The 21,471-nt window shown below is 59.5% G+C and carries 22 protein-coding genes; 7 read left to right on the top strand and 15 right to left on the bottom strand.

Annotated features, from left to right (window positions below):
- Window positions 1-8: 8 nt before the first annotated feature.
- The 6 genes from H597_RS0128185 to H597_RS0128160 are packed head-to-tail and all read right to left on the bottom strand — an operon-like array spanning window position 9 to window position 5,260.
- Window positions 9-431 (bottom strand): GNAT family N-acetyltransferase, encoded by a 423-nt coding sequence (locus H597_RS0128185; protein ID WP_028105070.1) that lies wholly within the window; start codon window positions 429-431, stop codon window positions 9-11.
- A 13-nt stretch (window positions 432-444) separates the two neighbouring features.
- Window positions 445-1,341 carry an SDR family oxidoreductase gene (locus H597_RS0128180; RefSeq protein ID WP_028105069.1) on the bottom strand — a complete coding sequence of 299 codons (897 nt, stop codon included), beginning with the start codon at window positions 1,339-1,341 and terminating at the stop codon, window positions 445-447.
- A complete protein-coding gene (locus tag H597_RS0128175) occupies window positions 1,338-2,336 on the bottom strand; it encodes an NADP-dependent oxidoreductase (protein ID WP_028105068.1) in 999 nt (332 codons plus the stop codon). Before H597_RS0128175 ends, H597_RS0128180 begins: the two co-directional genes overlap by 4 nt.
- Before the next feature lie 9 nt (window positions 2,337-2,345).
- A complete protein-coding gene (locus H597_RS0128170) occupies window positions 2,346-3,131 on the bottom strand; it encodes an SDR family oxidoreductase (protein WP_028105067.1) in 786 nt (261 codons plus the stop codon).
- A 10-nt stretch (window positions 3,132-3,141) separates the two neighbouring features.
- Complete coding sequence (locus tag H597_RS0128165) at window positions 3,142-3,444, bottom strand: Dabb family protein (protein ID WP_028105066.1); 303 nt, start codon at window positions 3,442-3,444, stop codon at window positions 3,142-3,144.
- A gap of 10 nt (window positions 3,445-3,454) precedes the next feature.
- The gene (locus H597_RS0128160) at window positions 3,455-5,260 is read right to left on the bottom strand and encodes an acyl-CoA dehydrogenase (RefSeq protein ID WP_028105065.1); all 1,806 of its coding nucleotides are present in this window, start codon (window positions 5,258-5,260) and stop codon (window positions 3,455-3,457) included.
- 213 nt (window positions 5,261-5,473) lie between these two features.
- Between H597_RS0128160 and H597_RS0128155 the strand changes: the two genes are divergently transcribed.
- The gene (locus H597_RS0128155; RefSeq protein ID WP_028105064.1) at window positions 5,474-7,177 is read left to right on the top strand and encodes an MFS transporter; all 1,704 of its coding nucleotides are present in this window, start codon (window positions 5,474-5,476) and stop codon (window positions 7,175-7,177) included.
- Window positions 7,178-7,394: 217 nt separating this feature from the next.
- Complete coding sequence (locus H597_RS0128150) at window positions 7,395-8,414, top strand: hypothetical protein (RefSeq protein WP_028105063.1); 1,020 nt, start codon at window positions 7,395-7,397, stop codon at window positions 8,412-8,414.
- Window positions 8,415-8,537: 123 nt separating this feature from the next.
- Here H597_RS0128150 and H597_RS0128140 read toward each other — a convergent pair whose 3' ends face one another.
- The 5 genes from H597_RS0128140 to H597_RS35260 all read right to left on the bottom strand — a co-directional run bounded on the left by H597_RS0128140 (window position 8,538) and on the right by H597_RS35260 (window position 13,267).
- Window positions 8,538-9,065: a hypothetical protein gene (locus H597_RS0128140; RefSeq protein ID WP_028105062.1), complete on the bottom strand. Its 528-nt coding sequence runs from the start codon at window positions 9,063-9,065 to the stop codon at window positions 8,538-8,540.
- A gap of 137 nt (window positions 9,066-9,202) precedes the next feature.
- Window positions 9,203-10,069 (bottom strand): carboxylating nicotinate-nucleotide diphosphorylase, encoded by an 867-nt coding sequence (nadC, locus tag H597_RS0128135; RefSeq protein ID WP_028105061.1) that lies wholly within the window; start codon window positions 10,067-10,069, stop codon window positions 9,203-9,205.
- The gene (gene nadA, locus H597_RS0128130; RefSeq protein WP_028105060.1) at window positions 10,066-11,205 is read right to left on the bottom strand and encodes a quinolinate synthase NadA; all 1,140 of its coding nucleotides are present in this window, start codon (window positions 11,203-11,205) and stop codon (window positions 10,066-10,068) included. Before nadA ends, nadC begins: the two co-directional genes overlap by 4 nt.
- Window positions 11,206-12,807 (bottom strand): ABC-F family ATPase, encoded by a 1,602-nt coding sequence (locus tag H597_RS0128125; protein WP_028105059.1) that lies wholly within the window; start codon window positions 12,805-12,807, stop codon window positions 11,206-11,208.
- A 133-nt stretch (window positions 12,808-12,940) separates the two neighbouring features.
- A complete protein-coding gene (locus H597_RS35260) occupies window positions 12,941-13,267 on the bottom strand; it encodes a hypothetical protein (protein WP_154668313.1) in 327 nt (108 codons plus the stop codon).
- A 278-nt stretch (window positions 13,268-13,545) separates the two neighbouring features.
- Here H597_RS35260 and H597_RS0128115 point away from each other — a divergent pair, with 278 nt between their 5' ends.
- The 5 genes from H597_RS0128115 to H597_RS34490 all read left to right on the top strand — a co-directional run bounded on the left by H597_RS0128115 (window position 13,546) and on the right by H597_RS34490 (window position 17,972).
- The gene (locus H597_RS0128115; RefSeq protein ID WP_211232097.1) at window positions 13,546-14,268 is read left to right on the top strand and encodes an SIR2 family protein; all 723 of its coding nucleotides are present in this window, start codon (window positions 13,546-13,548) and stop codon (window positions 14,266-14,268) included.
- Window positions 14,269-15,015: 747 nt separating this feature from the next.
- Window positions 15,016-15,522, top strand: a complete 507-nt coding sequence (locus H597_RS0128105) for a hypothetical protein (protein ID WP_028105056.1) — start codon at window positions 15,016-15,018, stop codon at window positions 15,520-15,522.
- A gap of 76 nt (window positions 15,523-15,598) precedes the next feature.
- Window positions 15,599-16,198, top strand: coding sequence for an SOS response-associated peptidase (locus H597_RS32780; protein WP_307581297.1), 600 nt, complete (start codon window positions 15,599-15,601; stop codon window positions 16,196-16,198).
- Between the two features lie 23 nt (window positions 16,199-16,221).
- Window positions 16,222-17,058, top strand: coding sequence for a hypothetical protein (locus tag H597_RS0128095; protein ID WP_028105055.1), 837 nt, complete (start codon window positions 16,222-16,224; stop codon window positions 17,056-17,058).
- The gene (locus H597_RS34490; protein WP_083941331.1) at window positions 17,055-17,972 is read left to right on the top strand and encodes an RES family NAD+ phosphorylase; all 918 of its coding nucleotides are present in this window, start codon (window positions 17,055-17,057) and stop codon (window positions 17,970-17,972) included. The genes H597_RS0128095 and H597_RS34490 overlap by 4 nt, the downstream gene beginning before the upstream one ends.
- A 46-nt stretch (window positions 17,973-18,018) precedes the next feature.
- Here H597_RS34490 and H597_RS35255 read toward each other — a convergent pair whose 3' ends face one another.
- From H597_RS35255 to H597_RS0128070, 4 genes are all read right to left on the bottom strand, one after another.
- The gene (locus H597_RS35255) at window positions 18,019-18,162 is read right to left on the bottom strand and encodes a hypothetical protein (RefSeq protein ID WP_154668312.1); all 144 of its coding nucleotides are present in this window, start codon (window positions 18,160-18,162) and stop codon (window positions 18,019-18,021) included.
- Between the two features lie 201 nt (window positions 18,163-18,363).
- Entirely contained in the window at window positions 18,364-19,656 is a 1,293-nt protein-coding gene (locus H597_RS0128080) for an NAD(P)/FAD-dependent oxidoreductase (RefSeq protein WP_028105053.1), read from the bottom strand.
- The gene (gene ldcA / locus H597_RS0128075; RefSeq protein ID WP_028105052.1) at window positions 19,653-20,555 is read right to left on the bottom strand and encodes a muramoyltetrapeptide carboxypeptidase; all 903 of its coding nucleotides are present in this window, start codon (window positions 20,553-20,555) and stop codon (window positions 19,653-19,655) included. The genes H597_RS0128080 and ldcA overlap by 4 nt, the downstream gene beginning before the upstream one ends.
- A complete protein-coding gene (locus H597_RS0128070; RefSeq protein ID WP_028105051.1) occupies window positions 20,552-21,448 on the bottom strand; it encodes an alpha/beta fold hydrolase in 897 nt (298 codons plus the stop codon). The genes ldcA and H597_RS0128070 overlap by 4 nt, the downstream gene beginning before the upstream one ends.
- Window positions 21,449-21,471 lie beyond the last annotated feature (23 nt).

Genomic DNA, 21,471 nt, shown 5'->3' with positions numbered 1-21,471 from the left:
CTCAACTCCTAGAATTCGTAGTGCATTTCGATGTGGGGAATGCCTGCTTCCTCGAAGACCTCGCCGGCCATGGCGAAACCATGGGCCAGGTAGAACTCCGCCGCATGGGTTTGGGCGCTGAGCACAACCTGCCGGTCGCCGCGTTCGCGCGCCTTCGCCATCAGGCCTTTCAAGATGGCGCCGCCAACGCCTGAACCGCGCGCAGTGCGCAGTACTGCCATGCGCCCGATATGCCCGTCGGGCAGCAGGCGTCCGGTACCGAGCGGCCGGCCGGCCGCGTCATAGGCCACCGCGTGTAGGCAGGCGGCGTCCATGTCGTCCATTTCGAGGTCGGCAGGCACGTTCTGCTCCTGCACGAAGACTTCCATGCGGATCGGTTTTGCGTCGGCCTGCATCGATGGCCAGTCGCCAAAGCGGAGTGTCGTTGTCATGCCGCGCATTCTCTCACAACATGGCGCGCAAGGCGTCGCGCACTTGCGGCGTGGCCGCGTACGGGTCGGCCGGATTGGTTTGCGCCACCATATCGCGCGCCCGCTGGGCCACGCCGTCCAGTGCTTGCGGATGGGTGAAGATGTAGAACCGCTCTTCCGCGATGGCTGCGAAGGTCAGCTCGGCGACGTCCTGGGCCGACACCTTACCGGAAGTGACGGCCTTCGAGACCATGGATTGCGCCGCCATCTGGCTGGCGGTGGGGCGGCCTGCCATCGGCATGTCCTGCGGGCGGTTGCGGTGCGACTGGTGGATTCCGGTCGGGACGAAAAACGGGCACAGGACCGACGCGCCGATCGGGGCCTGCACCAGCGCCAGATCGTGGTACAGGCTCTCCGTCAGCGCCACCACGGCATGTTTGGAGACGTTGTAGACGCCCATCACCGGCGGGCAGAGAACGCCGGCCATGGAGGAGGTGTTGACGATGTGGCCTTCATAGGCCGGATCGCGTTTCGCGCATTCCAGCATCAGCGGGGTGAAGATCCGCACGCCGTGCACGACGCCGGAAACGTTCACGCCCATCACCCAATCCCAGTCCGCCTCGCTGGCCTCCCACAGCAAGCCGCCGAAACCGACGCCAGCGTTATTAAAGACAAGGTGCACCGCGCCGAATTCGCGCATGGCCGCATCGGCCAGGGCCTGCACATCGGCCGACTGGCGCACGTCGCAGCGCAGCGCCGCAACCTGGGCGCCGAGGCCGCGCAGCTCCGCCGTCGTCGCGTCAAGCGCGTCCTGCTGGACATCGCCCAGCACCAGCTTCATGCCCAGCGCGTGGGCTTTCAGCGCGAATTCGCGGCCGAAGCCGCTCGCGCCACCGGTGATCACTGCAACCTTGCCTTGGAAGTTTTTCATTCGATGAGTTTCACAAGTTGTTTGCCGAAGTTGAGGCCTTGAAGCAGGCCGATAAGGGCTTGCGGCGCGGAGGCCAGGCCCTGGGAAACGCTTTCGCGGTATTTCAATTGGCCCGACGCCACCAGCCGGCCCATTTCAGACAGCCCCTGCGGCCACATGTCCATATGCTCGGTGACGATGAAGCCGCGCAGGGTGATGCGGTTCAAGAGCAGCTTCTTGGCGTTGCGGATCGGGATCTCGGCGCCCGTGTAGCCGGCCAGCAGGCCGCACAAGGCCACCCGGGCAAATGCATTGGTGCGGCCCAAGGCCGTGTCGAACACGTCGCCGCCGACATTCTCGAAGATGGCGTCGATCCCATTCGGCGTGGCCGCCGCCAGGTCCGCCTTCAGGTTGCCGGCCTTGTAGTCGACGCAGGCATCGAACCCCAATTCATTGACCACGTAGTCGCATTTGGCCTTGCCGCCCGCGATGCCTACCGCGCGGCAGCCCGCCAGCCGGGCCAACTGGCCGACAGCGCTGCCCACGGCGCCGCTGGCGGCCGAGACCACGACTGTCTCGCCCAGCCGCGGGCGCAGGATCTCGTGCATGCCGTACCAGGCGGTCATACCCGGCATGCCCACCGCACCGAGATGCGCCGCAGCGGGGATGGCAGCCGTATCGACCTTGCGCAAGCCCTCGCCGTCCGACACGCCCATCTCGGCCCAGCCGAACATGCCCGCCACGAATTCGCCTGCCGCAAAGCCGGGATGGCGCGACTCCACCACTTCGCCTACGGTGCCGCCGATCATGGTCTGTTCCAGAGGCTGCGGCGCGGCGTAGCTCTTCGCGTCGCTCATACGGCCGCGCATATACGGGTCCAGCGACAGGTAATGGTTACGCACCAGCAGTTGGCCCTCGGCCAGCGCCGGCACGTCGATTTCCTCGAGCCGGAAATTTTCCGGCACGACGACACCGCGCGGGCGCGAGGCCAGCACGATGCGTTGATACTTGGTCATGCAAACTCCTTAAACTGCTGAAACCCCGCCATCCACGGCCAGCACCTGGCCCGTGATATGCCTGCCGGCATCCGAGGCGAACAGCGCCACCGCGCCCTTCAGGTCTTCATCCCCGCCCAGGCGCTGCAGCGGCGCCGCGGCCGCCAGCTTGTCTTCGCCCATGGCCTTGATCACGCCCGCGCTGAGTTTGGACGGGAAGAAGCCCGGCGCCAGCGCGTTGACGTTGATGCCGTACTCGCCCCATTCGCCGGCCAGCGCGCGGGTGAAATTGATCAAGGCCGCCTTGGACGTATTGTAAGCGACGGTCTTCATGGTGCCGGGGCCGTTGCCGGCCAGGCCGGCGATGGAGGCGATATTGATAATGCGGCCGGAGCGGCGCGGGATCATGGAACGCTTGCCCACCGCCTGCGACAGCAGGAAGATGCTGCGCACGTTCAGGTTCATCACCTTGTCCCAGGCCTCCAGCGGATAGTCCTCGGCCGGAGCGCCCCAAGTCGCGCCGGCGTTGTTTACCAGGATGTCTATATGGCCGCCCAGCGCGTCCAGGGCCGCATCCACCAGCGGATCGATCGATGCTTCCTTGCCCAGGTCGGAGGCGATGGCCACGGCTTCAACGCCGCGCTCTTTGAGCAGGGCGACCGCTTCATCGAGGTCGGCCTGCTTGCGCGAGGTGATCACCAGCCTTGCGCCCAATTCGCCCAGCGCCAGCGCCATCTGCAGCCCGAGGCCGCGCGAGCCGCCGGTAACCAGCGCAGTTTTGCCGGTCAGGTCGAAGAGTTCCTGGGTAGTTCGCATGCATGTCTCCTTATATGGTGTAGTCCATGCACTGGCGCGCATCGCGCACAGCGCTAAAAAATGGTTTGAGTGCCTGGTGCTGCGGGTGCGACTGGTAAGCGTCGAGCGCTTCCCTGCTGTCGAATTCGGAATACAGCACCACGTCGTAGGTCGCCTCCAGCCCGGCTTCGGCGAGGCCCACTTCCAGCTTCAGGATGCCGGGCACAATGCCGGCGCAGGCCAGCAGCATTTCCTTCATTCGGACCGCGTTGGTGGCGCGGTCGGCGCCTTCGGCCTGCTCTTTCAGCTTCCACATGACGATGTGCTTGATCATTCAGTTTTCCTCAGAACCACGCGTCGCGCATATCGAGCGCCGTCGTGTCCAGCGCCGCCAGCAAATCCAGCTGCGGCTGGACCTTTGGCAGCTCCCATTGATAAAAATAGCGGCAGGCCTGCAGTTTGCCGCGCCGGAAATTGTCGTCTTCCGGCAGCCTGGCCACGGCCGCTATCGCCTGCTGCAGCCAGATCCAGGCGACCACCACATGCCCCACCGCTTCCAGGTAGACCGTGGCATTGGCCAGGGTCTGGTTCAGGTCGGGGGCAGCATACAGGGCGCCGGTAACTTCTTCAACCCGACGCCAGGCCGCCTCCAGGGCTGCCGCGTGCGAAACCAGCTGGCCCTCGCCGCTGGCGCGCGCGGTCAGCACCGTAGCGCGGATTTCCTCGGCGACGGTCGTCAGCAGCGCCCCGTCGTGGATGACCGCCTTCCTGCCCAGCAGGTCCAGGCCGTGGATCCCATGGGTGCCCTCGTGGATCTGGTTCAGGCGGTTGTCACGATAGAACTGCTCCACATTGTAGTCGCGGGTATAGCCGTAGCCGCCATGCACCTGGATCGCCAGGTTGTTCGCTTCCAGCCCCCATTGCGCGGGCCAGGACTTGGCGATGGGCGTCAGGAACTCCAGCAGGCGGCCGGCGCGCTGGCGGAGTTCGGGGCTCTCGCCGGTGTGTTCATCGTCGACCAGGCGCGCGCTGTACAGGCACAAGCCCAAGGCGCCTTCCGCGTACGCCTTTTGGGCCAGCAGCATGCGCCGCACATCGGTGTGGGCGATGATGGGCAGCTGCGGCGAGGACGGGTCCTTGGCGGCGGGATGGCGTCCCTGCGGGCGTTCACGCGCATAGTCCAGCGCGTGCAGATAGCCGGTATAGCCAAGCACCGCGGCGCACAAGCCGACGCCAATACGCGCTTCGTTCATCATGTGGAACATATTGACCAGGCCCTGGCCTTCACGCCCCACCAGGAAGCCGATAGCGCCTGCGCGCCCCTGCGGCCGGTGTTTCCCTTCACCGAAATTGAGCAGGCAATTGGTGGTGCCGCGGTTGCCCATCTTGTGGTTCAGGCCTGCCAGGGCGATGTCGTTACGCTCGCCGTTCTCGAGGAATTTGGGAACGATGAAGAGCGAAATGCCTTTCACGCCGGGCACCAGGTTGCCGTCGGGTCCGGGAATCTTGGCCAGCACCAGATGCACGATGTTCTCGGCCAATTCGTGCTCGCCGGCGGAGATCCACATTTTGTTGCCGGCCAGGCGGAACTGGTGCTCGCCATCGCGTTCGGCGCGGGTGCTGATATCCGACAGGCTGGAGCCGGCCTGCGGCTCGCTCAGGCACATGGTGCCGAACCAGCGCCCTTCCAGCATGGGCCGCACGAAATGTTCGACTTGCGCGGTGGAGGCGCATTTGAGCAGCGTATTGGCATTGCCGATGGTGAGGAAGGCATAGCTGGAAGTGGCCATATTAGCGGCGGTGAAGTAAGCCGTGATGGCTTTCTCCACTGTCAGCGGCAACTGCATGCCGCCCAGGGCGTAATCCTGGCCGGCGGCCATCAAGCCCGCCGCCGAAAACGCGTCCAGGGCGCGCTTGATTTCAGGGATGACGCTGACACGCTCGCCGTCGAACTGCGGCTCGCGCTGGTCGCCCAGTTTGTTGTGCGGGGCAAACAGCTCGCTGGCGATCTGCTCGGCGGTATCGAGCGCAGCGGTAAAGGTCTCGCGGCTATGGTCGGCAAAGCGCGGGCGCTTGGCGAGGGCCTCGCTATCGAGCCACTCATACAGCATGAACTCGACGTCACGGCGGCTCAATAGCCTTGACGCCAGCCGGGCAACGCTCACTGCTTCGGTCATGCGCATCTCCCACATCGGATGGTTTCGAACGAGCATAGCACAGCTTTAGCACGGTCGTTCGCTTCATTGCCGTGTATGTAAGTTTTGTGTAAGTTTCAAGCAAGAATGATGTAAGGATAGAGGTCCAGACTGCATCCTGCCGTTGAAGCATTTGAAATACTAACTATTAATCTGGAGACAAGCATCATGGCAATCAGTTCTGGAACCGCCGACGCGCGGAACCTGGGCGGCGGCAAGGCCGCCCCCATGACCAAGGAAGAGAAGAAGGTCATCTTCGCCTCGTCCCTCGGTACCGTGTTCGAATGGTACGACTTTTACCTTTACGGTTCGCTGGCATCGATCATCGCCAAGCAGTTCTTCGTGGGCGACCCCACCACGTCCTTCATCTTCGCCCTCCTGGCCTTCGCCGCGGGCTTCATCGTGCGCCCCTTCGGCGCCATCGTGTTCGGCCGTTTGGGCGACATGATCGGCCGCAAATATACCTTTCTGGTCACCATCCTGATCATGGGTATGTCGACCTTCATCGTCGGCCTGCTGCCCAACTACGCCAGCATCGGCGTGGCGGCGCCAATCATCCTGGTCACCCTGCGCCTGCTGCAAGGCCTGGCGCTGGGCGGCGAATACGGCGGTGCCGCGACCTATGTGGCGGAACATGCGCCGCACGGCAAGCGCGGCATGTTCACCGCGTGGATCCAGACCACCGCAACCTTGGGCTTTTTCCTTTCGCTGCTGGTGATCCTGGCCTGCCGCCAGTCCATGCCGCTGGAAGAATTTGAAGCCTGGGGCTGGCGTATTCCGTTCCTGGTGTCCGTTGCGCTGCTGGGCATCTCGGTGTGGATCCGCCTGTCGATGAACGAATCCCCTGCTTTTGCCAAGATGAAGGCGGAAGGCAAGACTTCCAAGGCGCCGCTGAGCGAAGCCTTCGGCCAATGGAAGAACCTCAAGGTCGTGATCCTGGCGTTGTTCGGCCTGACCATGGGCCAGGCCGTCGTCTGGTACACCGGCCAGTTCTATGCGCTGTTCTTCATGATCCAGACGCTGAAGATCGACATCGCCACCGCCAACATCCTGATCGCCATTGCGCTGATACTGGCAACGCCGTTCTTCATCTTCTTCGGCAGCCTGTCCGACAAGATCGGCCGCAAGTGGATCATCCTGGGCGGCTGCATGATTGCCGCTGCGACCTACTTCCCCCTGTTCGGCGCCCTGACCCACTACGGCAATCCGCAACTGGAGTCGGCGATCAAGAATTCGCCTGTGGTGGTGGTGGCCGATCCGAACTCCTGCCACTTCCAGTTCAACGCCACCGGCGAGAAGAAATTCCCATCGTCCTGCGATATCGCCACGTCGATGCTGTCCAAAGCTTCGGTGGCCTACACCCGCCAGGACGCCCCCGCCGGCACCGTTGCCACGATCAAGGTAGGCGACAAGGAAGTGCAGTCCTTTAACGCTACGATGACCGCCGACGGCCTGAACTTCAATGCCGACTCCAAGAAAAAGGAAGGCGAACTGAAAAAGGCCGTGGCTGAAACGGTGAAATCCGCCGGCTATCCTGCCAAGGCCGATCCGGCCCAGATCAACAAGCCGATGATGGTGCTGATCCTGTGGGTGCTGGTGCTGTATGTGACCATGGTGTACGGCCCGATCGCCGCCATGCTAGTGGAGCTGTTCCCGACCCGCATTCGCTACACCTCGATGTCGCTGCCCTACCATATCGGTAACGGCTGGTTCGGCGGCCTGCTGCCAACCACCGCCTTCGCGCTGGTGGCCTTCAAGGGCGACATCTACTTCGGCCTGTGGTACCCGATTGTCATCGCCCTGGCGACCTTGGTGATTGGCGCACTGTTTGTCCGCGAGACCAAGGACAACAATATCTACGCGCACGACTAAGCGTTCCTGCAACAATCAAAAGGCTGCCTAAGGGCAGCCTTTTTTATTGCGTGATCAAGTCATCCGCCGATTGCCGGCAGCCCTGGCCAAGGCTGGGCACTGTTGTTTTTAATGGCAATGTGACAATTTGTTAGAAAACAAGCCAGAGTTTTGCGTACCGTTGTAGGTCCATTCCTACAACTATTAAGAAAATTCGCAAGCCCAGGAGGATAATGCCATGCGAAAGCTGTTGATCGCCTGTGTTCTCGCACAATTAGCTGGATGTACCTCGCTGCGCAACTTGTTCTCGCCGGACGGCGCTTATTCCGGCATCGCTCCACCACCCATCCATACAGTAGACCCTGAACTTCCCAAGGACGCGCCGATCATGGCCGACAGCGTCGCAATGGCGGCAAAGAGCCCGTATGAACAGTATTACCAAGCTTTGCAGTTGGCCAAGGATGTGCAGGTCGACAAAGACGCTACGGCCTCCCTCAAGATCCTCAAGGATTATGTCGAGAAGGGCATCACCGTCGTCAACGTCTCATGTCTGCGCTGGTTCCGTAGCTTGGCGGAGGCCGAGATCCGCTTCAATTATGCCCAAAGCAACCAGAACGTGATCCAGGATTTAGGAACCACATTGCTTGGGATCGGAAAGGCCAACCCTTTAACAGTAGGTGTTTATGGCGCAGGATTCACTGCCGCAAATGGCTTTGAAAAATCCTTTTCCCAGTCATTCTTCCTCGCCCCCAATTCGAACAAGGTGAAAGCGCATATGTTCTCGCTACTGGATAAGCAAGCGGAAAAATTGCAGCTGCAAGCTTTCCCGAATTTCCAGCAAGCTTACCTGGCCCTGGAACGCTACGGCGATATCTGCACGCAGCAAACAGCCAAGGAAATCATCAACTCATCGCTCGACCAGACCAACAGCAAAATCCAGGAGGGCGGTCGAGTGCAGACCGTCATCTCTGACAGCCAGCTGGGCCAAGTCGCTTACGATAAGGCTGTGGAGCAAGCGAAAGCAAAGGTGGAACAGGAAAAGGGGAAAGAAATCACCGAGCTCAAAGGACGCTTGCAAAAGGCGGAAAGCAAACAGGCCGAGCAGCAAACGGACAGCGCGCGGGATTTTGCGCGGGCCCAAGATCAAATCGCCCAAATGCTGAAGGAAAGAAATGAGATGCAGATACGGCTGGACAACCAGCAAAAACAGCTCGATACCTTAAAAGCTCAAGTTCAACCGCCGCCAAAAGTCCCATAGCCGGCGTCAGTCTCAGTTCTACATGTGCTACTGCCCCGCCCCGGCGAGGCCACCACCCTGCAATCCCGTGTCGACCTGGAGCTCCAGCTCACCCCAGTGCGCGAAGGCGGCGGCCATTCCTGACTAGCGGGCGCTGCGCAGGGTTTCAGTAGCGTAGGTGGCGGAGCGGTCCAGCACTGCAGCCCCGAAGTCGGCAATCAACTTGGCCAGGGCCGGATCAGCGATCGATTCGCTCTCGACGATGATGGCAATGGCACCCGTAATTGGCAAGGAATACAGTTCCAGGTCGGCGGGTTTGGGCGGGCGCGGAATGCGCTGCTCAGTGGGGAATTTGGAAGGCAGGCGCGGCGGCGCGCCGGTTGGGCACCAATCTTCCAGCGCCCCCTTGGTGAAGGCGGCCGGGTCACCGCCTTGGGTAGCGATGGCGCAAGCGGCGTAGACCTGCCGCCGTGCCACTTCGACCGCGGCAAACTGTGCTTCCCGCAGCCAGGCGTTTTCCTGGCGCCATGGCGCCGGTTCCGGATCGGCCGCCAAGGTAGATATCTGGAAGCGTTTGCCCAGCGGCCCGCCGCCGATAACTTCCCATATGTAAGGATTGATCCTGGCGATGATTTTCGCCAGGGTGGAGCTGATGTGCAGTAGGTCTGACATGGCGTCTCCTCCAGTCTACGGTTGAGATGTTGGAGACGCCGGAGCGGCGGCTCCAGCAAAACACTTTACGCCGCTAATTGCCAAACATAGTCACGCATTGTCACTGCGGCATGCGAAGATCGCTTGCAGGGACGCGATCAGCCAATGATGCGCAGCGAGAAATCGGTCGCCTTGACGTCTTTGGTCAGGGCCCCGATGGAGATGCGGTGCACGCCGGTTTCGGCGATGGCGCGCACGGTATCGAAGTTGACGCCACCGGATGCTTCCAGCAGCGCACGGCCGCCGTTTTGCTGAACCGCAGCACGCATCATCTCCAGGCTGAAGTTGTCGAGCAGGATGGATACCGCGCCAGCCGACAGGGCTTCTTCCAGCTGCTCCAGCGTTTCCACCTCAACCTGGATGCTGACTTTCGCGTCCAGACGCTTGGCCGCGACCAGGGCGGCGGTGATGCCGCCAGCCGCCGCGATATGGTTTTCCTTGATCAGGATGCCGTCGTACAGCGCCAGGCGCTGGTTCTGGCCGCCGCCCACACGCACCGCGTATTTCTGCGCCAGGCGCAGGCCCGGCAGCGTCTTGCGGGTGTCGAGGATGGCAGCCGAAGTGCCGGCGATCACGTCGACATAACGGCGGGTCGCCGTCGCCACGCCCGACATCAATTGCATGAAATTCAGCGCCGAGCGTTCAGCCGTCAGGATGGCGCGGGCCGGGCCGATGATGGTGCAGACCGGGGTATCGGCGGCCATCAGGTCGCCCTCCGCGTAATGCCAATCGATGCCGATGGAAGGATCGAGCGCTTCCATCACGCCTTCAAACCACGGGGCGCCGCACAGCACGGCCTCTTCGCGCACGATCACGCGGGCGGTGGCGCGGCCCTCTTCCGGCACCAGCTTGCCGGTCAGGTCGCCGGTGCCGATATCTTCCATCAAGGCGGCCAGCAGATTGCGCTCATAGGCGCCCGCCAGCGCATCGTCAAACGGTGCGAATTTGTTTTTCAGTGTGCTCATGCGGGACCGATACCTTTGAACAGTTGCGCTTCTTGTGCCAGGTCCGCGCCCGGCGCGACCTTGGCCTTCTTGGCGGCGGCGAAATCGAGCATACGGTTGATCGAACGCTGCGCCAGCCGGCCCACTTCCGGATCGACGTGGATTTCGTTGTTCATGTTTTCCAGCACATCCACCAGGTTGCGCAGGCCGTTCATCGCCATCCACGGGCAGTGCGCGCAGCTCTTGCAGGTAGCGCTGTTGCCGGCGGTCGGTGCTTCGATGAAGGTCTTGCCCGGCGCCGCCATGCGCATCTTGTGCAGGATGCCGTTGTCGGTGGCGACAATGAATTCCGTTTCCGGCAGGCTTACTGCGGCGGCGATCAGCTGCGAAGTCGAACCCACGACATCAGCCTGGTCCACGACGGCAGCCGGCGATTCAGGATGCACCAGTACCTTGGCGTTCGGGTGCTCGGCCTTCAGCAGGTCCAGCTCGACGCCCTTGAACTCGTCGTGCACCAGGCAGGAGCCCTGCCACAGCAACATGTCCGCGCCGGTCTGCTTCTGGATGTAGGAACCCAGGTGCTTGTCGGGCGCCCACAGGATCTTCTTGCCCTGCTCGTGCAGGTGCTTGACGATGTCCAGGCCGATCGAGGACGTCACCATCCAGTCGGCGCGCGCCTTGACGGCGGCGCTGGTGTTGGCATACACCACCACCGTGCGGTCCGGGTGCTGGTCGCAGAAGGCGATGAAGTCTTCCGGAGGACAGCCCAGGTCCAGCGAACAGGTCGCGTCCAGATCCGGCATCAGCACGGTTTTTTCCGGGCTGAGGATCTTGGACGTCTCGCCCATGAATTTCACGCCGGCCACCACCAGGGTCTTGGCCGGATGGTCGCGCCCGAAGCGCGCCATCTCCAGCGAATCGGAAACGCAGCCGCCCGTTTCCTCGGCCAGGTCCTGCAGGTCGGCGTCCACATAGTAGTGGGCCACCAGCACAGCATTACGCTCGCGCAGCAGGGTCTTGATGCGTTCCTTCAGCAGGATTTTTTCGTTGGCCGGCACAGGTGCCGGGGTGCGGGCCCACGCATGGGCCACGCAGCTGCCGCCTTCGACTGGCTTTTCGAATTCGACAGTCTTAATGGGTGCAACAATCGCGTTCATTTACTCGATGCCTTGGCTCTTCAGATATTCCTCATAGCCGCCGCGGAAGTCCACGACTTCGTTTTCCTTGATCTCGATGATGCGGGTGGCCAGCGAGGATACGAACTCGCGGTCGTGCGACACGAAGATCAGGGTGCCGGCGTACTTTTCCAGGGCGATGTTGAGCGACTCGATCGATTCCATGTCCATGTGGTTGGTCGGTTCGTCCAGCAGCAGGACATTGTGACGGCCCAACATCAGCTTGCCGTACATCATACGACCTTTTTCGCCACCCGACAGGACGCGCACCGATTTCTTCACTTCGTCGCCGCCAAACAGCAGGCGGCCCAGCGAGGAGCGCACGGCCTGGTCATCGTCGCCTTCCTTGGTCCACTGGCCCATCCAGTCGGTCAGGTTCAGGTCAGCGGCGAATTCCTCGGTTGGATCCTGCGGCATGTAACCGACGTTGGCGTTTTCCGCCCACTTCACCAGGCCGGTATCCGACTTCAGGCCGGCGATCTCTTCGCCGCCGATGCAGCGCAGCATGGTGGTCTTGCCGGCGCCGTTGGCGCCAATAATGGCAATCCGTTCGCCCGCTTCCACCGCGAGGTCGACGTTCTTGAACAGGGTGCGGTCGTAGGTTTTCGAGATGCCCTGGGTTTCCACGGCCAGGCGGTGCAGCTTCTTCTCGCCGTCGAAGCGCACGAACGGATAGGCGCGCGAGGATGGCTTGATGTCCTCGATCTTGATCTTGTCGATCATCTTGGCACGCGAAGTCGCCTGGCGGGCCTTGGATTTGTTGGCCGAGAAGCGGCGCACGAAATCCTGCAGTTCGGCGACTTTATCCTTGGCCTTGGCATTGTTGGCCAGCTGCTGGTTGCGGGCCTGGGTCGAGGCCAGCATGTATTCGTCGTAGTTGCCCGGATAGATCTTCAGCGTGCCGTAGTCCATGTCGGCGACGTGGGTGCAGACCTGGTTCAGGAAGTGACGATCGTGGGAAATAATGATCATCGTCGAATCGCGCTGGTTCAGCGTGTCTTCCAGCCAGCGGATGGTGTCGATGTCCAAGTTATTGGTCGGTTCGTCCAGCAGCAGGATGTGCGGGTTGGAGAACAGGGCCTGCGCCAGCAGCACGCGCAGCTTCCAGCCGGGCGCCACGGCGCTCATTGGGCCCTGGTGCAGGCTGATGTCGATACCGGCGCCCATCAGCAGTTCGCCGGCGCGCGCTTCGGCAGTGTAGCCGTCGTACTCGGCGACCTTGCCTTCGAGTTCGGCCGCTTCCATGTAGTCGTCGTCGGTCGCTTCCGGGTTAGCGTAGATGGCGTCACGCTTGCTCATCGCTTCCCACATCTCGGTGTGGCCCATCATGACCACGTCCAGCACGCGCTTTTCTTCGTACGCAAACTGGTCCTGACGCAGCTTACCCAGGCGCTCGTTGGCGTCCAGGCTGACGTTGCCGGCCGACGGTTCGAGGTCGCCACCCAGGATCTTCATGAAGGTGGACTTGCCGCAGCCGTTCGCGCCAATCAGGCCGTAGCGGTTGCCGTCGCCAAACTTGACGGAAATGTTCTCGAACAGCGGCTTGGCGCCGAACTGCATGGTGATGTTAGCGGTAGATAGCATTGCTGGATTGGTCTTTTTTGCGTGAAATCAAGCCCTTAGGGCGAAAGGCGACATTATACAGCACCCACCATGAACCACTGTATAAAACAGCAAATATCAATGACTTACAGCTGTATTTTAAACGGCGACTTGCTCACGAAATATCAGGCGCGCCACGCGGCGGGCGCTCGCCTAATATCCTGACCACCCACACCTGCAAGTAGGTTGGCGACCGATCATCCGCTCGCTGATAGCCACACCAGCGCATCGAGTCGCCGTTCCATGTGTCGCAATAGGCATCATAGAGCGGTGGAAGCAATTTCGCGTGCGGAGAATGATCGCCCCAGCGCTCCAAACCAATTCGGATATGGGCGCCAACACGCACCATCTGGATGCAACCGTTGATGCCGGGGTCGTTGCCGAATTCCCGGTCGGAACGGCTGATGCCATTGAGTCTTAGCTGCCGGACATTACTGTGCATGCGCACAGTATACCAATGGAGTTTCCGACAACGCTAAAGTTGCGCAATTGCTGATAGACTGCCTTCATTGGTTACTAAACGATAGGTTAAACAATATGGTGTCGTTAGTACTACTGGGGGCAGGAGCGAGTTACGGCAGCGCGGACGTTGTGCCCCACCCCCCACCTTTAGGGAATGGGGCAAACGGGCTGTTTGCCCGCTTGGAGGCGCATTCAGTGATTGCGAGAAGTATACCCGAAGGGATTAGACAGGAATTTCGTGACAGCTTTGAGCGAGGGATGGCGCAGTACTATGAGCACGCGAATGGCAACATCATGGCATTTCAAAGAGATCTCGCTGCGTATTTGGCGCATTTCACGCCTGGGCCTGCTAATGCGTATCGGACCCTAATTGAAAGACTGGGGATTCATCGAGTTGTGTATTCAACGCTCAACTACGACCTGTTGTTTGAGCTGTCTGCCGCTTCTCTGGGATTTGATATCCAATACGCGGTCGACAAGGTTCCTCGCCATGTGCGACTGTTGAAACCTCATGGGTCCTGCAACTTCTGGCCTGATACTCCCGTTGACATGTTACGGGGGTGTACCTTTGCTGGTAACGGCGCCGACATCTCGGCGCCCGTGCGCCCACTGGATCATCAGCAAACGCTGCGCCGCTGCGTTGATGACGATAGTCTTTCGCCCGCGATTGCCATGTACGCTGAAGGTAAAGCCGTAAAGGTTTGCCCCGAATATGTCGAGGCGCAGCAGAACCAATGGAAGGCGACAGCCGCAAAAGCTCGACATGTCTTCGTATCGGGAGTCCGAGTGCATCAGGCAGATGGACATATTTGGGAAGTGCTTGCTAAATCACCAGCCCAAGTTACATACTTTGGCTTGAAGTGGGATTTAGACGAGTTTCATAGTTGGAAAGAAGCAACCGGCAAGAAAAACGCATACTTCGTTGAAAGTGATTTCTCTTCTTCAATCGGTGTGATGGAGAGTCGGCTTGCGGGGATCTAGCGCCAGACCCCAAGTTCGAATGTCAGCTTTGCGACGTATTAGCCGGCGTTTGAGGAAGATCGCCCATCATCTGAAGACGTGCAGCTAAAGGGCGAAACGAAAAAAGCCCTCGCTCGGAGGGATTGAAACTCAAACGTAGTGGAAAGTGCGCACGTCAAGGAAATGTACCGCGTAGGCTCTCTCTGTTCCTATCAGGTACCCCCAGAGAAGGCCTGCGCCGACGCCAAAGATAGCCCACTCGCCGAAGCCCCAACCCAGTGGTATCTCAGAACTCCAGCCCGAATTGATAATGTACGGCAGTACGTAGTTCACAAGTGCCGCACTATGCCCGAACAGAATGGACCAGTTGTTCGCGGATTTCGCGACCTCCTCTCCGGTCGCACCATAAACGATTGTGCCCTGACAACCTTCGCATTTGTGGAGGCTATGGTTAAGTTCGTGGTCGCATCGGCCACATGAACTGCGACCAAGTTCAAGCATGGTGAAATTCCTAGTAAATCTATTATTAGTAATTTTATCACACCGTTGTAGCAATAAATCAACGTTAGTTGCTGCTAAGACACTCTGCCATTTGCATTAGATGAGGCTGTTACGCAGGCGCCCTACTCTGAAATCACTGATTCTGATCTGAATTCTGGCGAGCAAAAGCTGCCCAGCATTACTGGGTAGGCATACAGTATGGCGCCACAGCCAGTGCGAAGGCAAAATTACAGAATTACAACCATTCGGGTTTGGCCCAGTGCACTCATGGATATCGTCGCGAACAGCACATTAGGGAGCATTGGCACGGCAATAGGCAACTTGAGGACGAAAATCATCGGTGTCAACGACAAGCTAAATGGAAAGCACCTACCGGCAATGAATGACGACCGTGAAGCACTTCTTCAATACGTCACAACGCATCGCGAAGACCTTTTATTCCTCAACGAAATTCAGGCCGTCCTTCTATCCGCTCTTGAAGCGTGCGACCAAATCGACGAGCTAAATCAGAATCAGCATCAGGTTTGGCAGGATGAGCAGGACAGGCAAGCGAGCGTTCAACTGCGCTCCCTAAAACACGAACGTGTTAAGCGGCAAGCTGAACGGGCGGACATGTGGTACCTGTGGTTGCATCAGACCGCCAGATGGCTTGCTGGGGCCATCCTGGTATTTCTTATGTACTCTAGCGCCGTGTGGCTTTCGGAGCACACCAAGTTCTTCCACGTACCAATTAAGGACTTGTTTCCGAAAATTTCAGAGCAGCCAAAGGCATGAGGGAGAACAGCGCATGTGTGTAAATTACCGCCCTCCTGATCGTGAGCAGTTAAGGGCAACCGGAATCGTTCTTCGTATGGAAGACGCATGGAAGCCAGAGACCTGGAAGGACTACCCTGCCCCGATCATCCGCAAGAGCGATGACGGGCCTGAAGCCGTACTGGCGACATACGGCATGGTTCCAGTTCGCCGGCTTCCGCCGGGCGTACGGTTCGACAGCATGAACGCTCGCAGCGAGAGCGTCGGCGAGAAACGCACCTTCACGAACGCTTGGGCGAAGTCGCACCGATGCCTGGTGCCGATGACAGCTTTCTATGAGCCCTGCTACGAATCCGGCAAGGCAGTGAGATGGGGAGTTGGGATGGCCGACGAAAGCATGTTCGCCGTCACGGGCCTATGGAAGGAATGGGAAAGTGATGCTGGTCCGGAGTACTCGTTCACCCAGCTGACAATCAATGCGGATGAGCACCCGCTGATGAAGCGCTTTCACAAGGCTGGCGATGAAAAGCGCGCCCTAGTCGTCGTGCCGCGCGAGTCTTGGGACGATTGGCTGGAATGCAGTGATCCCGAGTTCGCACGTTCGTTCCTCGCGCACTACCCCGCAGAGCTTATGATTTCTTGGGCGTTTCCGGTGCCGCCGCGCAAGAAGATACCTGCGAATGAAAATACGAAATGATTTGCTAATTGAGGAGCATTCCTATGGCGGTTGACAGTGATACTTGGGTGCTCAGCGGTGGGACTTTCTTGCTTGGAGTAGTCGTAACAGCAACAATTAATTCCTTTATGCGAAGGCAAGAGAAGCGCGACAATGACCTGGTTCGCCACCAGTCACTTGCGTATGCTCATGTAGTACGCATGACGGAATTCATGGCGGCCGAAGCCATATTCCGCGAATCACTCGCAGCCTTCCCTGCACTCGACATTCCGGCAGGCGCCACCTTCAAGGCAATGCACCGCAATGCCATTGAGTTCGAGGAGTTTTTGAGAAGTGCAACACAAGACGCCAAAAAAACGGTGATCGCAGACATAAAACACGCGACAGGGCTAATCAGAGCCTACTTAGCAGATTTCCACCTTACAGCCGAAAAGCTCGCGGACCTTCCTCGAAGCGTGATTTTCGCCTATAACCAATTCCAACTCGACGCCAGGCGCATCGCCGGCGAACTACAACATTGTTGCGATCGACTGGAAAACGACAACGTGCCAATTTCGGCAGAGGTTATTTGTCGCGCTGTTACTGCCTATAACGCACATGCGGAGTCTGCGCGAAAGTTGCACGATGAGCTGACGCCACTTACAAATCTTTCGGCCGACGAAATCAAGGATCTGTACTCCGATTGCTATGTTCGCATGAATCGCATGGTAGCTGAAATCAAAGAACACATGTCGGCAATTCAGTCCGCTCGAAAATCGATCGCAGATCTCGATGTAACGCAAACGACAAACAGTCGGTCCGATAATTGCCAATCGTATAGTGCCGCGAACTATTATCGGAGTAATGTCGGCGAACACCTATCGAGAAAGGCATTACGATGACCCTCGATGACTGCAATGCGCACTTCAAAGTCATAACAAGTTCTATAGACAGGGATGAGATTAAATTACACTTGCGATCTTTGCTCAACGAAGTAAGTATTTTGAGCTTCGAGTTGGGGCAAGGTGAATGTTATTGGAGGGGCGTCATAGCGAAAAGCGAACCGTACCGCCCGGTATCTCGGGTCATATACGCTCCACCATCAATGGCGAGAACAAACAGAATGAACGACCCAGGCTCACCGATGGTCTATTGTGCCAGAAGCCCCCGTACAGTTCTTGCAGAACTGCGTGTCCAACCAGGTAACTATGTTCAATGGTTCTGCTTCACACGACTTCCAAAAAAATATCTACGCTTGTGTGTTTTAGGTGAGCTAAAGCACGTTCAGCAAACTGGTTATACGAGAATGCACGGAGCAGATCCAAAGAATACAATTCACGAGTTAATCTACAGAAACGGGCGCGATAGTGCAAGGCGTCTCATCTATATCGACACCTTTTTATCAAGCTTACTTGCTCAGTCGAAATCAGAGAGTAAGGACTATTTGACGACCAGAATTTTGGCCGAGCTAGCACTTGAGCAAACGGAGTCGCATGGGCTAACCTATCCGAGCGTCGAGGACTCGTCGGGGGTTAACGTCGCGTTGATGCCTGCGATTTTCGATTCCTACACTCGCATCATTTGTTGCCAGCATATACGGATTGACAAAGTGCGTAAGGCGAGCCGACATAAGCCAAGCCGATATAACCATACCCTCTTACACACTGCGACCGCTATCGAGAGAGACGAATTTGTCTGGAAACTGGCAAATTCTCCAAACGACTTCACTTTATTCAATTTGGATATGCAAGAGCATGCGCTGCTTGCTGATGGCAAAAACGACAAAAGTCCATTTCGCATTTTGAACCCAGATTGATCAGCTCGAAAATCATATCGAACTGGCGTACTACTGCAGGCTGTACCTAGAGTAGTGGGCCGGTGGTGCCGGCGGGAAGAAAAACTTCCTTCCATTGATACCCATCCAAGGTGCGGGCGGATGCTTGCGATCTCGCTGCGGCAAAGCTTGTCATCCAGGCTTTGATCGCCTCATCAACAATTTCGAACATCTCCTACTTCAAGCCGTGTGTACATAAAATTTCCCACGCCTTGATAGGTTTCAAGGGGAACAGGCAAGCTAAACAGTATCGTGGTCATGACATCCCTCCTTTAAAAAAGGCGTGCCGATTTGACCAATTTAAGAGTAAAAAAGTTCAAACAAGAGGTGATAAGAGCGAATAAGAGTTTCTGCCCAAATCGCGAAGGCATCCCTACTGCCGCATCCAATCACGTAGTTCGTAGTACCAATAGGTAAGCTGCGCCGCCAATAAGCCCGCCGGGCCGCCGTTGGTCGGGAGTCCCCAGGCCGCGAATTGATCGATTTTACTGAGTTCGCCCATCAGCGCCGCGGATAGCACATCGCCGGCCAGCGAAGTTGGACCGACGCCGTGGCCACCGAATCCCATGCCATACCAAACCCCGTTCGGCAGCTTGCCCAGCTGCGGCATTTTGTGTCGGCCATAGCTCATTAGGCCGCTCCAGGCATAATCCACTTTAACGCCTGCCAGTTGCGGGTAGACCTTCAGCATATCCTCATACAGCAGCCTTGCCACGTCCTCGGGGCTGCGAGAACGGATCGAAATCCGACCGCCCCACAGTAGGCGGGTATCCTGCAGCGGCCGATAGTAGTCGAAGGCAAAACGGGTGTCGTAAATGGCAGCTTGGCTTGTCAGCGCCTGCGGCAGGCGCTCATCCAGCGGCTCGGTTGCCATGACGTAGGTGGCGATTGGCAGGATCGCGCCAGCTAGCGCAGGATACAGGCGATCGATATAACCGCCGCAGCAGACCACCACCTCGTCGCAAACCACCTCGCCACCGGCGGTCGCCACGCGCCAGCCTGACCGCGCCCCACCGCTCGACGTCCGCTGTAATGGCTCAATCGCGCTTGCGCGGCTAGCCTCGTGCACTTTGACTCCAGCTGCACCGAGGGCGCGGGCCAAACCTTGCGCATACTTCAGGGGATGAAAGTGGAAGGCATTTTCCTCGTACAGGGCGCCGAAATACCGTTCGCTACGTGCTCGCTCGGCAAAGTCGGCCGGCGATATGCGTTGCCATTCGACGCCCAGATAGTCGTGCATGAAGCGCTGGCGCTCATCGAGCACGCGCGGATCGTCGAACCAGTTGGCAAGATAGATACCGCCGTGCGTCGCTTCGCATTCAATGCCGTATTCGACGATGCGCCGGCGGATCTGCTTAACCGCGCCCAGCGTGAGCTGGTAAAGCCGCCTGCCCTGCTCGGCGCCCACCGTTGCCAGCAAGGCTTGCTCGTCGAGCGAATAGCCGCCAAAGACGAAACCGCCGTTGCGCCCCGAAGCGCCGTGGCCAACGCATTCGGCCTCCAGCAGCACAACATCGCGCTCGCCATGCTCCATCAGCGACATCGCGCTCGCCAGCCCGGCAAAGCCCGCCCCGATGATGCAGACACGCGCCTCCTGGCGCCCTGCCAGGGCTGGATAGCTATCGCCCGGCGCGGTCGCGCGGTAGTAGCTCTCCGCGACCTTCATCGCAAAGTCGGGTAGCCGCTGATCGTAAGGTCAAAACCTTCGGCATCGGAAACGAGATGTGCCTGCGCGCCGAACGGCAATGTGCAGCGCTCTTCGCCATGCCCGAACGGCAGCCCGGTCAGCACCGGTATCGGCAACAGACCGCGGATATAGGCCAGCATGGCGTCGAAGTCATAGCCATTATCGTGAGGCGAAAGGCGGTAGCCGGAAAAGTCTCCCAGCACGATGGCACGCTGACGCTCCAGCACCCCGGCGAAATGCAGCTGCAGCAGCATGCGCTCGACACGGTATGGATGTTCGCCGATATCTTCGAGGAACAGGATGCCCCCGTCGATGTGGGGCCAGAATGGGGTGCCAAGCAGGTGGTTCACCATGGCCAGGTTGCCGCCCCACAGCGTCCCCTGCACGTCGACCTGCGGATTGCCGGACGCCGTGCCGCGCACGAAATGCGTCGGCCCGCGCAGGCAGTCCCAGAACTGCTGCAGCGTGTATTCGACCGGCTCGTCGCGAACGAAATCGGCACTCATTGGTCCGGCGAAACTGATCCGGCCCGTGGCCTGGTACAGCCCCATATGGAAGGCCGTGATATCGCTGAAACCGGTGAACAGTTTGCCGCTCTCGGCCATCCGCTGGAAATCGATGCGCGGCAGGATGCGGCTGATGCCATACTGCCCGCGCAGCATGACCACCACTTGGCATTCGGGATCGTCAGCGGCAGCATTGAGCTGCGCCAGCCGGCCGTCATCGGTGTCCGCGAACCGCTGGAACTTGCGCGCGCCGTCGTAGAAGTTATGGACGATGCAGCCCTGGGCTTCAAGACGGGCAATGCCGCGTGCCAGCGCGGCGTCATCGATGGGGTAGCCGCTGGTTCCGGCAATGGCGATTCCGATATTTTTCACCCGGCCATCTTACTCCGCAGGTGTTGATCGAGCAAGGTTAGCAACCTGCCAACCAGCGCCGGCGGCAAATCGTGCCCCATGCCCTCGATCAGCTCCAGCCGCGCGCCCGGGATCTGGCGCGCCGTATCGATACCGCAGGCGCAAGGCACCAGCGGGTCGGCGTCGCCGTGAATCACCAGTGCGGGGCAGCGGATCTTACCCAGCAAGGCGCTACGGTCGCCGGAAGCAACGATCGCCACCAGCTGCCGCGCCACGCCGTCGCCGTTGACATTGCGCGCCACGGCCTCGCCGGCCATCTGGCGCAACAGCGCTTCCGGCATCGGATAGGCCGGACTGCCGATAGTCCGGAAAGTGTCGACCATCTGCTCCACCACGCGCGCCCGATGATGGGCGCTGGCCGTGCGGCGCAGCAGGATGCGGCGGGCGGCCGGCGTCGGCCCGGGCAACCCGGGACGGCCGCTGCTGGACATGATGGAGGTCAGGCTCAGGGTGCGCGCCGGATAGCGCGCCGCCATGATTTGCGACACCATGCCGCCCATCGAAACGCCCACAATATGGGCCGCCGCCACCCCTAGCGCGTCAAGCAGGCCGACCGCGTCGCCCGCCATATCGTTCAAGGTATACGGGGCGCGCTGGCGCCAGCCGAACAGGTGTCGCAGGTAGGCCAGCCAGAGATTGGGTGCGCCGAGGTGATTGAAATTGGACGACAGGCCGGCATCGCGGTTGTCGTAGCGGATCACGCGGTAGCCGCGCTGCACCAGCCCTTCCACCAATTCATAGGGCCAGGAAATCAGCTGCAGGGCGAGGCCCATATTCAGCAGCACGGCCGGTCCGGCCGGGTCGCCGCTGGACTCGTAGGTAATGGTAATACCGTTTACATTGATGCTCGCCATGCTCCAGCATAGCACCGCCCGCC

Source organism: Pseudoduganella violaceinigra DSM 15887, assembly GCF_000425385.1.
GTDB classification, from domain to species: Bacteria; Pseudomonadota; Gammaproteobacteria; order Burkholderiales; family Burkholderiaceae_D; genus Rugamonas; species Rugamonas violaceinigra.
The sequence above is the reverse complement of the archived record's forward strand: the minus strand, read 5'-3'. Positions and strand labels throughout refer to the sequence as shown.

Bases quoted from the DNA above. Each gene is read 5' to 3' on its own strand.
- H597_RS0128185 (WP_028105070.1), bottom strand. From the start codon at position 431: ATGACAACGACACTCCGCTTTGGCGACTGGCCATCGATGCAGGCCGAC.
- H597_RS0128180 (WP_028105069.1), bottom strand. From the start codon at position 1,341: ATGAAAAACTTCCAAGGCAAGGTTGCAGTGATCACCGGTGGCGCGAGC.
- H597_RS0128175 (WP_028105068.1), bottom strand. From the start codon at position 2,336: ATGACCAAGTATCAACGCATCGTGCTGGCCTCGCGCCCGCGCGGTGTC.
- H597_RS0128170 (WP_028105067.1), bottom strand. From the start codon at position 3,131: ATGCGAACTACCCAGGAACTCTTCGACCTGACCGGCAAAACTGCGCTG.
- H597_RS0128165 (WP_028105066.1), bottom strand. From the start codon at position 3,444: ATGATCAAGCACATCGTCATGTGGAAGCTGAAAGAGCAGGCCGAAGGC.
- H597_RS0128155 (WP_028105064.1), top strand. From the start codon at position 5,474: ATGGCAATCAGTTCTGGAACCGCCGACGCGCGGAACCTGGGCGGCGGC.
- H597_RS0128150 (WP_028105063.1), top strand. From the start codon at position 7,395: ATGCGAAAGCTGTTGATCGCCTGTGTTCTCGCACAATTAGCTGGATGT.
- H597_RS0128140 (WP_028105062.1), bottom strand. From the start codon at position 9,065: ATGTCAGACCTACTGCACATCAGCTCCACCCTGGCGAAAATCATCGCC.
- nadC (WP_028105061.1), bottom strand. From the start codon at position 10,069: ATGAGCACACTGAAAAACAAATTCGCACCGTTTGACGATGCGCTGGCG.
- nadA (WP_028105060.1), bottom strand. From the start codon at position 11,205: ATGAACGCGATTGTTGCACCCATTAAGACTGTCGAATTCGAAAAGCCA.
- H597_RS0128125 (WP_028105059.1), bottom strand. From the start codon at position 12,807: ATGCTATCTACCGCTAACATCACCATGCAGTTCGGCGCCAAGCCGCTG.
- H597_RS35260 (WP_154668313.1), bottom strand. From the start codon at position 13,267: ATGCACAGTAATGTCCGGCAGCTAAGACTCAATGGCATCAGCCGTTCC.
- H597_RS0128115 (WP_211232097.1), top strand. From the start codon at position 13,546: ATGGCGCAGTACTATGAGCACGCGAATGGCAACATCATGGCATTTCAA.
- H597_RS0128105 (WP_028105056.1), top strand. From the start codon at position 15,016: ATGGATATCGTCGCGAACAGCACATTAGGGAGCATTGGCACGGCAATA.
- H597_RS32780 (WP_307581297.1), top strand. From the start codon at position 15,599: ATGGAAGACGCATGGAAGCCAGAGACCTGGAAGGACTACCCTGCCCCG.
- H597_RS0128095 (WP_028105055.1), top strand. From the start codon at position 16,222: ATGGCGGTTGACAGTGATACTTGGGTGCTCAGCGGTGGGACTTTCTTG.
- H597_RS34490 (WP_083941331.1), top strand. From the start codon at position 17,055: ATGACCCTCGATGACTGCAATGCGCACTTCAAAGTCATAACAAGTTCT.
- H597_RS35255 (WP_154668312.1), bottom strand. From the start codon at position 18,162: ATGTTCGAAATTGTTGATGAGGCGATCAAAGCCTGGATGACAAGCTTT.
- H597_RS0128080 (WP_028105053.1), bottom strand. From the start codon at position 19,656: ATGAAGGTCGCGGAGAGCTACTACCGCGCGACCGCGCCGGGCGATAGC.
- H597_RS0128070 (WP_028105051.1), bottom strand. From the start codon at position 21,448: ATGGCGAGCATCAATGTAAACGGTATTACCATTACCTACGAGTCCAGC.